The organism is Mesorhizobium sp. M0815, assembly GCF_040319995.1.
Lineage (GTDB): Bacteria > Pseudomonadota > Alphaproteobacteria > Rhizobiales > Rhizobiaceae > Mesorhizobium.
Genome location: NZ_JAMYOU010000026.1, coordinates 42891 through 56784 on the forward strand (window position 1 = coordinate 42891; position 13894 = coordinate 56784).

Genomic DNA, 13894 nt, shown 5'->3' on the forward strand with positions numbered 1-13894 from the left:
AGGCCTCACGCTGTGCGTCGCTCCTGCTAAGCCAATGTGATCTCGGCTCTCCAAGAGCAGCCTATTGGGTTTCCCGATACCAGCGGAGTGACATGCAGGAAAGCCCGGCGTCAATTTTCTCAATTTCGACAGTCTTCAGCGGAACGACCCTGTAGCCCTCCTTGTCAAGCATCTCGAGAGTGCGAGGGTAATGGGCACTGGCGAAGACGACGTCATTGACCCGAAGCACATTCGCAGCTGGCTCTTCGCCTTCCGGGACGACGATTCTGCGGAAACCATTGAATGCGGCAGCGTCGGCAAGTGCAGCCGTCGAAATCACGGATTCGTCGTCGAGCAGCGACGATGCTGTTTTGAAGTGCAAAACACCCTTTGGTGTCTCGGCCACATGGGCCTTTCCGCCGAGCTTTCCGATGCAGGCAATTAGCGCCTCTGCACCTATCCTATCGGTGCGCGCCGAGAGGCCAATCAGCACCCCCATTGGCGTATACATGATGTCGCCCCCGTCCGCCTGGCCAGGAGCCGGCAGTTCCAGCACAGTCTCAAACATGTCGCGCAGGACCGGGATGAGTTCCACTGTTTCGTCGACACGGCTTGGCGCGCCAGGACGAAGTAGAATCGCGCCACTGGTAAACACGAGAGCCGGGTCCTCGACGAAGAGGGAGTCGGGGAACATCTCAAGCGGCGGAAGGACTTTGACCGCGACGCCGGCATTGCGTAGGGCCGAGATATAGGCTTCGTGCTCGGCCTTGACACCTTCGTAAGTCGGACCGCCACGATCGTTGGCGCGCAGCCCGTTGACGACGGAGGAGGAGGGCTCTCGGACGATTGCCGAGTTGAACTCATAGACTGATCTGGTCTGCGACATTGTTGGCTATCCCCATAGATGTTTTGAATGGGCGGCTCTTATTCAGCCGCGAACAACAGGTGTTCCGTCGGTGCCGCGCGCCGCGACAAGTGAATTCCAGCAAGCATGCACCGCACCGAGCCTCCGGCGAGCTCGATCGTCGAAACGTCAAACGACAAGAGCTTTGCGGAACGCTCGATCGTTGATATCTGCTCCCGATTCAACGCCCCCTCGGCACGAGCTGAAAGAGCTAGGATACGGCCTTCCCGGCCTTCCAGCTCTATTGCATTGCCGGCGAAGTTCTCGATCTCTCCGATTGAAAGCTCGATGACTTGACGACCGGTTTCCTCCAGTCGGGCAATGATCTCCTGCCGGCGTCGGAGATCGGAAATCATCTGCGCCCCCAGCAGCGCAAAATCGGTCCCGATGCACATCAGCACATTCGTGTGATAGATCGGCCTGCCGCTGCGATCGATGGCATCGAAGACCATCGGCTCAAAGTTGAAGTGCGTGCAAAACCGTTCGAGCGCCAATTCATTGGTGCGGTTTGAGCGTATGGCATAGGCAACCCGACCAATGTGATCGAGGACCATGGCACCGGTGCCCTCGAGAAAGACATTGTCTTTCTCGAGGCCTGAATAGTCGATGATGTCCTGGACCCGATATTCGTTCTTCAGCATCTCGATCACGTCACCGCGACGCTCTTTTTGCCGATTGGCCGAGTACATCGGATAGACGGCGACATGTCCGCCCGAGTGGGTCGAAAACCAGTTGTTGGGAAATACGGAATCGGGCGTTGTCATTGCCCTATCTTCGAAGACATGGACGGTGACGCCAGCAGCGGCGAGACCTTCCGCCATAAGCGTCACCTCGTCGTATGCCGCGCTCGCGACCGCCGCGGCGGCACGCTTCTCGTCATTTGACTGAAACGAGTTGTCGGCGGCGGTCATCGGGTTCGGCGTGAAGTGACGCGGCCGGATCATCACGACACCCTTGGGGGCCTGTACGGACTGCCTGCTCATCACATCGCTCCGATCTTCTGAGGAATGGGAGCTGCCTTCGCAGCGCGCAGGATCATGCCGAAGAGATCGCGCGGGTCGTCGGGATCGGCAAGGAGATCGAGCTCCTCATAGAGGCCGGTGCCCTTAACTCGGTCGCGGACATAGCGCAGCGCGGAGAAATCCTCGATGGCAAAGCCGACCGAATCGAACACCGTGATCTGGCGGTCGCCCGAGCGGCCTGGCACTATCCCCGCAATCACCTGCCAGAGCTCTATCACCGCATGATCGGGATCGAGTTGCTGGATTTCGCCCTCGATCCGCGTCTGTGGCGGGTATTCGACGAAGATGTCCGACCGCAGAAGGATGTCGCGGTGGAGCTCTGTCTTGCCGGGGCAGTCACCGCCGACCGCGTTGATGTGGATGCCGGGGCCAACCATGTTGTCGGTCAGGATCGTCGCATACTGCTTGTCGGCCGTCACGGTGGTGACGATTTCGGCTCCTTCGACAGCTTCCTGCGAGGAGGCGCAGGCCTTGATCTCGAAACCCATGCCGGCCAGGTTCTTCCGACATCGGGCGGTGGCGGTGGAATCGAGGTCGTAAAGTCGGAGTTTGTCGACGCCGACGATCTCTTTGAAAGCGGTCGCTTGGAACTCCGACTGGGCGCCGTTGCCAATTATGGCCATGGTCCGCGCGCCCATTGGGGAAAGATACTTGGCGGCGATGGCCGACATCGCCGCGGTCCTGAGCGCCGTCAGTATCGTCATCTCCGTCAGCAACATAGGGTAGCCGCTGCCAACATCAGCGAGCACCCCGAAGGCAGTGACCGTCTGGCGCCCGAAGTGCGTGTTCTTCGGATGGCCGTTGACGTATTTGAAGCCGTACGTTTCGCCGTCACTAGCGGGCATCAGTTCGATGACACCGTCAACGCTATGAGAGGCAACGCGCGGTGTCTTGTCGAAGCTTTCCCAGCGCAGGAAGTCTTCCTCGATGTACGCTGCAAGCTCAATGAGAAATCGCCCAACGCCGGTTGTGTTCACCAGCTTCATCATGTGGTCCACGCTGACGAAGGGGACGACGTTCAGTTCTTCGTGCATGCGTTTGCTAGCTCCTCAATTGGCGGAGGTGCGTTTACCCTTGATGCGCACCAGAAACAGCGACGCTGAGATGCTGGCCGAATTTTCGGCGGGCTGGCCGCCGGGTTTTCCAATTCGCAGGTCTCGTCCTTCATTGAGCCCTCCCCGTCAGCGAGAAATTCCATCGCAGCCTGAGACGGCTCGATCGCTCGAAGGAATTCTCAGTAATGCGCAGTGGCAATGAGTTCGATCAGGGCCCGCTCGCCGAGGTCAGCAATACCGATCGTTGCGCGCGCTGGCAGGTCTTCCGGCGCGAACCACTCTTTCCACACCGCATCCATGTCCGGTTTGACATTCATGTCTGTGATGAAGATCGTTACTGCGAGCAGCTTCGATCGGTTCGATCCCGCCTCTTTCAGGTACGTGTCGAGCTTGGCCAACACTTCCCGGGTCTGGCCGGCCATGTCCTGGCTGTCGTCGTCGGCGACGATGCCACCGATGTAGGCGATGCCGTTGTGCTTAACGACGCGATGGAGGGTAGGCGTACGAAGCAGCCGTTCGGTCATAACGAGTATCCTTCTTCATTAAATTGGTGATCAACCGGATCTCTGCCGGTCACGGCCTTCAAGGCGCGCGGCGCATGCGGAAGGGCCGCCAGCTCAACCAGGCGAACCGGCTTTACCGGAGAGCGCAGACGATAGGTGCCTATCTCGCCAGGATTCATCCCTTTCGCGGCGGCCATGATTTCCGTGACCGTCGCGGCGCAGAGGCGCCCCTGGCACGGTCCCATTCCGCAGCGAATGAAAGTCTTCAATTGGTTCGGACCGGGTGGTCCGAGCGCAATCACCTCGCGAAGCTTGCCCGCCGAAATCTCTTCACAGCGACACACGATCGTTTCTGGATCGGAGGGGACGAGAAAGGCACGCGCAGGCGAGTACAGCGCGTCGAGGAAGTCTCTGCCCTGAAAGAAGCGCTGGCGTCGTCCCTGAAGGTCCCTGATCGATGAGGCCGACTTTGCGAGGCCGAGGTCCGAAAGAGCAGCCAGGGCGGCAATCCGTCCGCCCATTTCGGCTGCTTGAGCGCCCCCGATGCCGGCGCTGTCTCCCGCGATGAGAATGCCTCGCCTTGGCGTGCGCCCCTCGGCGTCCGTCACTGGCTGAAAAGCGCGTTGGCGCTCGTTCCATGTCAAGGGGCAACCGGCGGCAGTTGCAAGATTGATGGCTGGTACAACGCCCTGATGCAGCAGAACGGTCTCGGCTTGAAGTGTTTCAGTTTTCAGGCGAGTCGCGAAACGAACGCCCTCGACGGTATTTTGCCCAAGGATCGCTAGCGATTGAACTCGGGTCACCACACGAATATGGCGTTTCGTTTTGAAGAGCAGGCCAAGCCCCTTTACCAGATACGGCGAGCCCAGAAATCCTGGCAGGTGGCGCAATGCTTCCCACCGGAGGAGCGATTGCGACGTATCAAGAAGAGTCATGTTGTGCCCGCCTGCATCGGCAAGCTGGCTCGCCAGGAGGTATAAAAGCGGCCCGCAGCCTGCGAGGACGACCGGTGCGCTCGGCACGGCACCGGAGGATTTGAGTGCGATCTGGGCTGCACCGGCCGTCATGACACCCGGCAGAGTCCACCCGGGCACGGACATCGGCCTTTCTTGAGCACCGGTCGCAAGGACCACCGCAGCCGCCTCAATCATGCGCGCAACACCAGCTACCGTCAGCCCCACGCGATGATGATCCTTGCCCTCCCCATCTTCGGTGTGCTCGATGCTCCACACGGTCGCTTTCGCGGCATAGTCTCCGCTGCACTCGGCGAACAAATCTGCAAGCGGTTTTCCCTTCCAGTAGTCGGAGCCGAGGTAGCCTCGCTCGCCGGGCCGGTTGCGCGTGATTTCGCGGTATATCTGACCACCGGGACGAGGGTTTTCGTCCAGCACGACAACCCGTGCACCCGCGTTAGACGCTTCTATCGCAGCCGCCATTCCCGCCGGCCCTGCCCCAACGATCAGGATGTCATAGACGGGGAGCAAGTCTTCTGCCTTGGACACAACACGTGCTGTCATAATACCTCACGCCCCTTCGTCAGGGCCGGAATGTGGAGGCAAGCTCGATGCACCATTTTGGCTGAGCACGGTCATTCCGTCATCTACTTCAATGAGACAGGCCTGGCGATTTTGAACACCATCGACGGTGACGAGGCATTCGAAGCAGACACCCATCAGGCAATACGGAGCGCGAGGAGCACCGCTGACCACCGAATGACGCACCTGATGAACGCCGGCGGCAAGCAGAGCGGTGGCGAGCATGTCCCCGCGCTCTGCCCGCATCGACGCGCCGTCGAAGGTGAAGTGAACGGACTGTTCGATTTCACGCAATCTGGTCAGCATGAAACCTCCTTGCCGAAAATGAGCTCAGCTCTTCCCTCATCTGTGAGGCGTAGATCTGCGGGGCCACGACCAGGGCATGGTTCGCCGCTAGCGTCACCCCTGAATGGCAAGCCACCAGGAATGCGCTTGGATGGCTGGGGGAGCGATCGTAGATCGGTACACCATCGGCGGTTTTGACCCTGAATCCGGTCCAGCTGCGCACCACGCTCAAGTCTGCAAGAGACGGGAAAACCCGAATTGCACGGCTTGCAAGGACGGCAGTGATGTCCGAAGACGTCGCTATGCTGGAGCTGTCCGTCTCTTCGCTGTCACCGATCATGACGCCGCCTTCATCAGTTTGACGGATCGTTGGCGACAGACAGGGTAGAAAAGGCTTGCACTTTTCGGTGACAAGAACCTGCCCCTTGCTTCGCTTGAGCGGACATGAAAGGCCCACCATCGGGGCGAGCCTTTCATTTTCAAGTCCGGCCGCGAGCACAATCTTGCTGGACATAATCGAAAAGCCATCGCCCGTGACGATGAAGCCATCGGCCACGGGCCGGATCGCGTCCACCTTGTGATTGGCTCGATAGCTCGCCCCTTTTCCGATCATTGCCGCGTGCAACGCATGAAATAATCGCAGCGCGTTTACGTGGCCGTCCGCTGGGGAATAGACCGATCCCACGACATCAGGTCCCACATGCCTCAAACGCTCGCGTGTCTGACATCTGTCCAGCAGTTCGAAGGTTGGAGCATGGGCGGCCGTTTCGGAGGCGATGCATTCCATGTCCGCCCGAATGGCTTCGAGTTCCTCATCCGCAAGTGCAAACGTGAAGCCACCGTTTTGAATGAGGCCTACGTCGATGCCGCTATCCTCATAGAGCGCAGCAGCCATCGTCGGCCATATCTTCGCCGAGCTGTCGGACCACAGCGCATAATGGGGGGCATGCACACCTTTGCCTTGTACCCACACCAACGCAAAATTCGCTCTCGACGCCCGCAGGTCTAAGTCCGAGCCATCGAGGACAAGCGGCTTCACGCCTGAGCGGGCAAGTCCCCAAGCGATGGACGCGCCGACAAGGCCGCCGCCTATGACGAGCAACTCAACGTTTTGCATCGTTCGCACGCACATCGTTGCTGGAGGCCCCGAGCACGAAACTGGACGTCGTCAGCCGGCGGACATGGTCCTCATCGATCGCAACGCCCAATCCTGGACGCTCCGGCAGATGCACCATGCCGTTGCGCACGAAAGACGAAAAATCCGTCGGGTCCTCAACCAGCCGCATGGTCGACATGAAAGCATGACCAACGTCGATGAGGTTTCTAACGGTGACTGCATGTTGGAGTGAGGCGGCCTGTGTAATGCCGAACTCGATCATCGAATTCATGTAGCATTGGATGCCGAATGCTTCCGCGGTTGCGGCGATGCGCTGCGCGCGCAGAGGCCCGCCATTCTTGCTGCTCTTGATGCTGAAAACCTTTGCCGCACCGGCGACAGCTAGGTGAGCAGCATCAGTGTGTTCAATAATCGATTCATCCGCCGACAGCGGAAACTGGCTTGCGCCCGACAGTTCCGCCATGCCTTTAGTAACGTCATCGGCCAAAGGCTCTTCGATAAAGGCAAGTTTCGAGCTGGCTATCCCAGCCAGGAACTCCCGCGCTTGATCGAGGCTCCAACCTTGATTTGCATCTGCAATGAGCTTGATGCTCTCGCCGTATCGCGCCTCCAAAGCTGCCACACGTTTGATCTCGCTAGCGATGGGCGAAGTGCCCATTTTCAGCATGAAGCTTGAGAAGCCTTGGGCGGCGCGCTCTTCGATGATGGGAATATCGTCTTCAGCGGTGCCATTGCTCAAAGGCCACAGGACCGGCAGCGAGCGGCGGATCGCCCCCCCGAGAAGCGTCGCCGCCGAAACGTTCAACCGTTTGCCAAGAATGTCCAGCAATGCCATCGACACGGCGCCTTTAGCGCAGAGGTGGCTCGGGAGAAGCGAGTCGACCAACGCGTCGATCGTGCCTGGCATTGGCTCCGCTGCGCGGAGAACTATGGGCAACAGCGTCTCCTTCAGAACACGCATCACGCCGGCCGGCGTCTCGCCATCCACCGTCCCGGCGGGATTGGCTTCGCCCCACCCCACAATACCGTCAGCGTCTGTGAGCTTCACGAGGACTGCCTGGGTTGCGACCAATACTCCTTCGGTCAGCTTGTAAGGTACGCAAAGCTTTGCTTCGATTTCGAACACATCTGCGCTCACAATCGGAGCAATGGTCTCTGTGGTTGTTTTCTCGTTCATTCTAAATTCCTGGAACAATGGAGGCGAAGACCGCGCGTGTTGGGCCGAGCCCATGCGCCAATCCATTAATGGGTTGCCGCGGCGGTCGTGGACCGGAAGGCACGCTCGGTGCGCAAATGAGGATTGAGCCATATCTCGGTTACCGTGACGGCGCGGCTGACTATGAAATTAATTGACAGGTAGATAGCGCCTGCGATCACGAAGACTTCGACCGGCTGGAATGTGTTGGAGATGATCTGCTTCGCCACCCCGGTGACTTCCACAATCGTGATCGTCGAAGCGAGCGAAGTCGATTTAACCATAAGGATAATTTCGTTGCCGTAAGCAGGCAGTGCAAGGCGCATCGCGATGGGAAAGACAACGCGACGGAATTGCAGGACACCCGACATTCCGACTGCGCGAGCCGCCTCAATTTGACCTACGGGAACAGCCTGAATAGCGCCTCGTATGATTTCGGTGCTGTAGGCGGCCGTACTAAGTGTGAGAGCAAGGATCGCGCAGAACCAGGCATCCCGGAAGAGAACCCATAACCCGACCGCTTCAAAGAAGGCTCTGAACTGCCCGGATCCATAGTAGACCAGGAACATTTGAACTAGGAGCGGTGTTGAGCGGACTACGTACACGTAGGCGTACGCCAGGCCAGAAAGAAGCCGACTGTTTGACACACGCATCAAGGCCAATGGCACGGCAAGCGCGAAGCCCAGACAAAGCGAAACTGCAGCCAATATTAGGGTGGTGGGTACAGCGGCAATAAGTTTCGGGAATGCATCCCGCATGGCATCGAAATCCATTACTGGCTCCTCACCCCGCGGTTTGCCCATTTCTCAGCCCGGATAAATCCACGGTTGGACAGGGAGGTCAGCAAGAGGAAGAGAACAAATGCCGCAAGATAGAAGGTAAACGGCTCTTTCGTTGAACCAGCCCCAACCGCAGCGGCGCGCATAATTTCCACGAGACCGACCACAGAAATCAGAGAGGTATCCTTCAGCGTATATTGCCAGACGTTGCCCATGCCCGGCAGCGCAAACCGCGCAGCCTGCGGAATCAGAATTCGCCGCAGACGAAGGGCTGGCCCCATTCCGATCGCCCTTGCGGCCTCGATTTGACCCTTCGGAATCGCGAGAACGGCAGCACGGATAACCTCCGTCGCGTAGGCACCGGCGCTCACACCGATGCACAATATGCCAATGGCGAAGACCGGCGGCTCCACATAGCCCTCGAACCCGAAAAGCGAATTTCCGAGGTAACGGAGCATTGATCCGCCCCCGAAGAAAACGAGAAAGATGATCAGCAGCTCCGGAACGCCTCGCACAACGGTCGTGTAAAAATCGCCGAGGAGTCTAAGCCCCCAGAACCTTGACAGCTTTGCAGCAGCAAAAGCCGAACCAATAAGGATGCCCAAGGCGAAGGCGAAAGTTGCCACCACAAATGTCATGACTGCACCACGGGCCAACTCGTCGCCCCAGCCGGCGTCGCCCCATGCAAGTTGTGTGAGATCCATGGTTGGCACTCAAATTTTAGAATAGAGGTAAGATTGGAGCGCCGAGTATTGGCTGCCGGCGCGCCAGTTCCAGAGGAGCATCAATTCAGCGGTGTCGCGTCGTAACCGAACCATTTCATCGACAGATTCTTCATCGTGCCGTCGGCAATCGCTTCGGCGATCGCCTTGTTGAACATTTCGCGCAGCTGCTCGTCTTCCTTGCGGACACCGATGCCAGTACCCTTGCCAAAAGGTCCGCCGGTCATGTTTGGCCCGAAGATTTTGAGATTCTTGCCTTCGGGTTTCTCGGTCAACGGCTTAAGGCGAGCCAAGGAGGATAAGCTTGCGTCGATCCGACCGGAGTTCAGGTCGAGAATCATGTTGTCGGCAGTGTCGTAGCTCGCTAATTCAACATTCGGCAGCAGCTCTTTCATGAAGCTCTCGGTGGTTGTGCTGACCTGCACTCCGACTTTCTTTCCCTTGAGAGCCTCACCCAGTTTATCAAGCGCCGCCCGCTCCTCGGGACTCACGTCATCAAGCGCAAGGCTATCCAAGTCACTCTTGAAGTCGAGTAAGGGGCTGCCAGCCGGGGCGATGAAACGGATCGGCGTCCTGATATAGGGTTGCGTGAAAGAGATGATCTTTTCGCGAGCAGGCTGGATGTCCATTGCGGCGAGGATCACGTCATAGCGGCCAGCGACAAGTGACGGTATGATCCCATCCCAAGCCTGCTCCACGACCGTGCACTCGACTCTCATGCGGCTGCAAAGATCGTTGCCAAGATCGATGTCGAAACCCATCAGACTGCCGCCAGCGTCCTTGTAATCGAAGGGTGCGTACGATGCTTCCGTTGCTATCGAGATACTCTTATAATCCTTAGCCACTGCTTGCCCTGCCACACATGCAGCGCCTGCAAGAATTACGAACAACGCATTTATTTTGAAGTTTTTCATGTTCTCTCCCTCTGGTCGTCGTTGTTTGAGGTTTATCTAATGCTGGCGTCACGATCAATTCACAGAACGCTTGCAAGGAACTCTCGACACCTCTGCGAAGCGGGGTTCCTGAATACTTCTTCTGGTGTCCCTTGTTCTTCGATCCTCCCTTTTTCCAGAAAGACGACCTTACTTGAGACGTCCCGAGCGAAACCTATTTCATGAGTGACCACGATCATGGTGCGTCCCTCTTCCGCGAGCTGCCGGATAACCTTCAAGACCTCGCCCACTAGCTCTGGATCAAGCGCAGATGTGGGCTCGTCGAACAGAAGAGCGGCCGGCTCCATCGCAAGTGCGCGGGCAATGCTCACACGCTGTTGCTGGCCACCGGACAGTTCAGAGGGATAACTCCCATGCTTTTCGGCAATTCCAACCTTGCTCAGGAGGTCCATGGCTCTGTCTCGCACTTCATTCCTCGGCTGCTTGAGCACGTGGACCGGCCCCTCCATGACGTTCTGTAGTACCGACATGTGCGACCACAGATTGAAGCTCTGAAACACCATGCCAAGCTGCATCCGCATCCGGTCGATTTTCTTGCGATCGAGCCCAACCAGACGGCCTTTATGGCTGGTCTCAACTTTGATTTCATCTTGACCGACCGCAATCCGACCTTTGCTCGGCATCTCGAGGAAATTCATGCAGCGCAGGAAGGTACTCTTGCCGGAACCCGAACTGCCAATGATCGAGATAACGTCCCCTCTGTTGGCTTCGAGCGACATTCCCTTCAGCACCTCAAGCGTGCCGAAACTCTTATGTATGTCCTCTGCAACGAGGGTTGGTCGATTGCCGATAGCCGGAGGGACATTGGGCATCGCCGTGCCTTCGGTGACGTACGCGCTTTGTAAAGCAGCCGCGAAAAGGAGGCCTGACGACTTCATGATTGTTTCCTTCCAACTGCAGCAGCCTTCCTCCCGGCTGACGCTTCATGCTCCTGCGCATGCCTCATCAAGCCCTCTTTTCCTCCAATGATGTGAGTTTTCATAAGAGCTGATGCTGCGTCGGCATCTCGTTCTTGGATGGCTGCCAAGATGCGCTTTTCCTCGGTGTTCCCCGGCTCGCCAAGATGGAGGCGCGAGAACTTGCTGCGGAACAGGACAAGCCGCCCCCAGACGCTCTTCAGCATGTCCACAAGGTTCTGACTGCCGGACATCGCCGCTACGAGCCGATGAAAGTTGACGGCGTGGTCAAATATCGCAGGCTCTTCCCCACGCGCGATTGCGCCGTCCATATTCTTGAGGCACTGAGCGAGCAGGCTCAGATCGTTTTCAGTGCGGTTCTTCGCAGCAAGCTCTGCAGCGAGCGCCTCCAAGGAAGCGCGAATGTCGTAAAGTTCCCATGCCTCTTCGGGGGGCATGTCGCGGACGAACGGCCCCTTGTTCTTGGTGATTTCAATCAAGCCGTCCTTCTCGAGCTGCCGGAGCGCCTCGCGGACCGAGGGCCTGCTTACGCCAAGCGCGGTGGCCAGTCGGTTCTCGTTCATATGTTCGCCCGGCAGAAGCTCGCCTAACAGAATTCTTTCGTGCACCTGCTGATAGACCAATTCCGAAATGGAGACATTCCGGAGCAGCTTCAGAGCGCTGTTCAGACTTCCCTGTTCCCGCTCACTCTCCCGCATCGGGGCTCCTCTCGCGCATGCTAAATGTCGATTGCCGGCAATCTGCATTACTAAGGCCAGCCTGTCAAGCAGCGCGAATTGGTCACTCCTAGTCGGTGGTCGGGCCGGTAAGAGCGATTTAGACCTGACCCAAGTTCGTAGCGGTAGCTCAGGACAAGCTCCCCATCACTCGAACCTCGTAGTGATCTGGCTTTTGACCTTTCTGACGTCCGGACGAGAGATTTGCCCCGCGGCAATCTCCTTAGGAGCGATGGTCGAGCAGGTTTGTCTGTGGTGCCGGGATTATGGTCTCCAAAGCCCGGCTGACGGCGAGGTGAAGCGATTGGTCCGCTCGGTGCGGCGCGGCTTCGAAAGCGCCTTGCTATTCTAGAACGGATCGCCGCCGGGCTGCATGTAGACGCGATCACGAAGCTGGAGGCTTCACTGGCCGACGGACGGTGCGACTGGCTTCAACACGATGAAGGCGGATCCTGGCCGGCTTGGGCTGGAAAGCATCCTTGCCGTGGCGGAACGGCTTTCCTTCATCCAGTCGCTGCGGCTTCCCGCAGATCTGGTTGGCGTTCGCGGCGCCCACTTTTGGAACAACTCTATCGTCGCGTCGGCCAAGAGACGGCCCGCGAGGTGCGCCGGCATCCAGAACCGCGCCGGCTCGGCCTCTACGCGATCTATCTTGTTCCGCGCGTGCGGGAAATCGTCGACGCTGTTGTCGATCTTCTGATCGAGACGGTGCACAAGATGGCAACGATGGCGGAACGCAGGGTCGTCAAGACGATCGCGAGGGATTATCAGAAGGTCCACGGCAAGGAGGGAATTCTGGCGCGGAGCCGAGGCGGCCATTGCGACACCGGAAGGGGCGGTGTGTGATGTCATCTTTCCCGTCGCTGATCAGGTGGTACTTGCCGCGGTTGTCCGCGAGTACAAGGCCGGCGGTTCCTATCAGAGCCGGGTCCATACGGTTTGCGGTCATCCTATGGCAGCCATTACCGGCGTATGTTGCCGACGCTGTTAAGCCTTCTGGAGTTTCGATCGAATAATGCAGCGCCCAACTATGATATCTGTGTCTTGACGGCGTTACGGGAGCCAATTTGCTGCAAGCAAATCTGGGTGGTGGGGCTGAAAGCCTTCGTATCCCGGTTCAAGGTGGAGATGGCGGCTGCGCTGCATCGCCGGAACGCCGGACTGCCCGACAACCCGCATGTCCGGCTTCTTTGGCGCGGCCGCAACCGCATCTCGCTCTCGCCGCTGGAACCGTTACCCCCGCCGAACCTCGATGCGGTGAAAGCCGAAATCGAGCGCCGGGGCCGGGCAAAGGCTTGCGGGACGTGCTCAAGGAAGCGGCACTCAGGACCGGATGTTTGGAGGCTTTCAAAACCTCGGGCGACCGCGTCATCCTTGATGCATCCACCTTGCAGAGCCGGCTGCTGCTCTGGCTCTATGGACTCGGCACGAATGCCGGTCTGAAGCGCGTCAGTGCCGGGACGGAGGGTGTGTCCTATGCCGATCTGCTCCATGAGAGGCGTTGGCGCGCTATCGGTCGCTCGACCGCGGGCCTGTCTACCGCAACTTCGGCTGGGTCGGTCCGGTACGCCGTCGATGAACTCGACGCCTGGGCGGAGATCTGCCGGCGATCCAACGACGGCTTTGCCGCCTGCATGGCAGGACGCATTCCGTTGACCGCGCATAGCCTCTAAGCTATCGAATGGCAGATTCGATGGGTTTTTCTTGATTGCGACGGTCGCGTCTGCTGAGATCCCAGAGAAAATGAGATCTCCGGCTATGGGGCAATATGGTAATGCCGGATAGTCCAAATGAGGAGTACGGCATGGGCCGCCGTTTTGATAAAGCCATCGCGGCACTACCGCCGGACCAATGCGATCGGATCGACGCTCGCCATGCTGATCTGAGGCAAGAAATTGAAGGTCTGCGTGAGCTCCGCCGGATCGCGGGCAAGGCTCAAGCCGAAGTGGCCGCCGCGCTCAATATCAAACAGCCGTCGGTTTCGAAAATCGAAAAGCAGGCCGACATGTATCTTTCGACACTGCGTGGCTATGTCGAGGCAGTCGGCGGCGAACTCGAACTCACGGTGAAGCTCCCGAAGCGACCTACTTTCTGCATTCATAGCCTCGGGAGGTTTCACCCCCCAGCTCCATGCGCCAGCCTCGATGGCCAAGGCAGGACAGCGGAGGCGAGTCGTGACGCCTCGATTCAGACTCGATAGCCATAGGTTCCA

16 protein-coding genes are annotated in these 13894 nt (G+C 58.5%); 3 read left to right on the top strand and 13 right to left on the bottom strand.

The window, feature by feature from the left end; genetic code table 11:
* Positions 1–61: 61 nt before the first annotated feature.
* The 13 genes from NKI01_RS24065 to NKI01_RS24125 form a co-directional block, all read right to left on the bottom strand.
* Positions 62–865, bottom strand: coding sequence for a dimethylarginine dimethylaminohydrolase (locus tag NKI01_RS24065; RefSeq protein WP_352964913.1), 804 nt, complete (start codon positions 863–865; stop codon positions 62–64).
* A 38-nt stretch (positions 866–903) separates the two neighbouring features.
* Positions 904–1866, bottom strand: a complete 963-nt coding sequence (gene ctlX, locus NKI01_RS24070; protein WP_352964916.1) for a citrulline utilization hydrolase CtlX — start codon at positions 1864–1866, stop codon at positions 904–906.
* A complete protein-coding gene (gene ocd, locus NKI01_RS24075) occupies positions 1866–2939 on the bottom strand; it encodes an ornithine cyclodeaminase (protein WP_352964919.1) in 1074 nt (357 codons plus the stop codon). Before ocd ends, ctlX begins: the two co-directional genes overlap by 1 nt.
* A gap of 200 nt (positions 2940–3139) precedes the next feature.
* Entirely contained in the window at positions 3140–3484 is a 345-nt protein-coding gene (locus NKI01_RS24080; RefSeq protein ID WP_352964922.1) for a RidA family protein, read from the bottom strand.
* Positions 3481–4980, bottom strand: coding sequence for an FAD-dependent oxidoreductase (locus NKI01_RS24085; protein ID WP_352964925.1), 1500 nt, complete (start codon positions 4978–4980; stop codon positions 3481–3483). Before NKI01_RS24085 ends, NKI01_RS24080 begins: the two co-directional genes overlap by 4 nt.
* Before the next feature lie 6 nt (positions 4981–4986).
* On the bottom strand, positions 4987–5304 hold the full coding sequence (locus NKI01_RS24090) for a (2Fe-2S)-binding protein (RefSeq protein ID WP_352964927.1): 318 nt from the start codon (positions 5302–5304) through the stop codon (positions 4987–4989).
* Positions 5285–6400, bottom strand: a complete 1116-nt coding sequence (locus tag NKI01_RS24095) for an NAD(P)/FAD-dependent oxidoreductase (protein ID WP_352964929.1) — start codon at positions 6398–6400, stop codon at positions 5285–5287. Before NKI01_RS24095 ends, NKI01_RS24090 begins: the two co-directional genes overlap by 20 nt.
* Positions 6387–7577, bottom strand: coding sequence for an enolase C-terminal domain-like protein (locus NKI01_RS24100; protein ID WP_352964930.1), 1191 nt, complete (start codon positions 7575–7577; stop codon positions 6387–6389). The genes NKI01_RS24095 and NKI01_RS24100 overlap by 14 nt, the downstream gene beginning before the upstream one ends.
* A gap of 65 nt (positions 7578–7642) precedes the next feature.
* Complete coding sequence (locus NKI01_RS24105) at positions 7643–8368, bottom strand: ABC transporter permease (RefSeq protein ID WP_352964932.1); 726 nt, start codon at positions 8366–8368, stop codon at positions 7643–7645.
* Positions 8368–9078, bottom strand: coding sequence for an ABC transporter permease (locus NKI01_RS24110; RefSeq protein ID WP_352964935.1), 711 nt, complete (start codon positions 9076–9078; stop codon positions 8368–8370). Before NKI01_RS24110 ends, NKI01_RS24105 begins: the two co-directional genes overlap by 1 nt.
* Before the next feature lie 80 nt (positions 9079–9158).
* Entirely contained in the window at positions 9159–10010 is an 852-nt protein-coding gene (locus NKI01_RS24115) for a lysine/arginine/ornithine ABC transporter substrate-binding protein (RefSeq protein ID WP_352964938.1), read from the bottom strand.
* A gap of 59 nt (positions 10011–10069) precedes the next feature.
* Positions 10070–10861, bottom strand: coding sequence for an ABC transporter ATP-binding protein (locus tag NKI01_RS24120; protein WP_352964974.1), 792 nt, complete (start codon positions 10859–10861; stop codon positions 10070–10072).
* A gap of 62 nt (positions 10862–10923) precedes the next feature.
* Positions 10924–11664, bottom strand: a complete 741-nt coding sequence (locus tag NKI01_RS24125) for a GntR family transcriptional regulator (RefSeq protein ID WP_352964940.1) — start codon at positions 11662–11664, stop codon at positions 10924–10926.
* Positions 11665–12240: 576 nt separating this feature from the next.
* On the opposite strand from NKI01_RS24125, the gene NKI01_RS24130 reads away from it, so the two are divergent.
* The 3 genes from NKI01_RS24130 (at position 12241) to NKI01_RS24140 (ending at position 13882) form a co-directional block, all read left to right on the top strand.
* The gene (locus NKI01_RS24130) at positions 12241–12528 is read left to right on the top strand and encodes a hypothetical protein (protein WP_352964941.1); all 288 of its coding nucleotides are present in this window, start codon (positions 12241–12243) and stop codon (positions 12526–12528) included.
* A gap of 458 nt (positions 12529–12986) precedes the next feature.
* A complete protein-coding gene (locus NKI01_RS24135; protein ID WP_352964976.1) occupies positions 12987–13355 on the top strand; it encodes a Tn3 family transposase in 369 nt (122 codons plus the stop codon).
* A 131-nt stretch (positions 13356–13486) separates the two neighbouring features.
* The gene (locus NKI01_RS24140; protein WP_352964943.1) at positions 13487–13882 is read left to right on the top strand and encodes an XRE family transcriptional regulator; all 396 of its coding nucleotides are present in this window, start codon (positions 13487–13489) and stop codon (positions 13880–13882) included.
* Positions 13883–13894 lie beyond the last annotated feature (12 nt).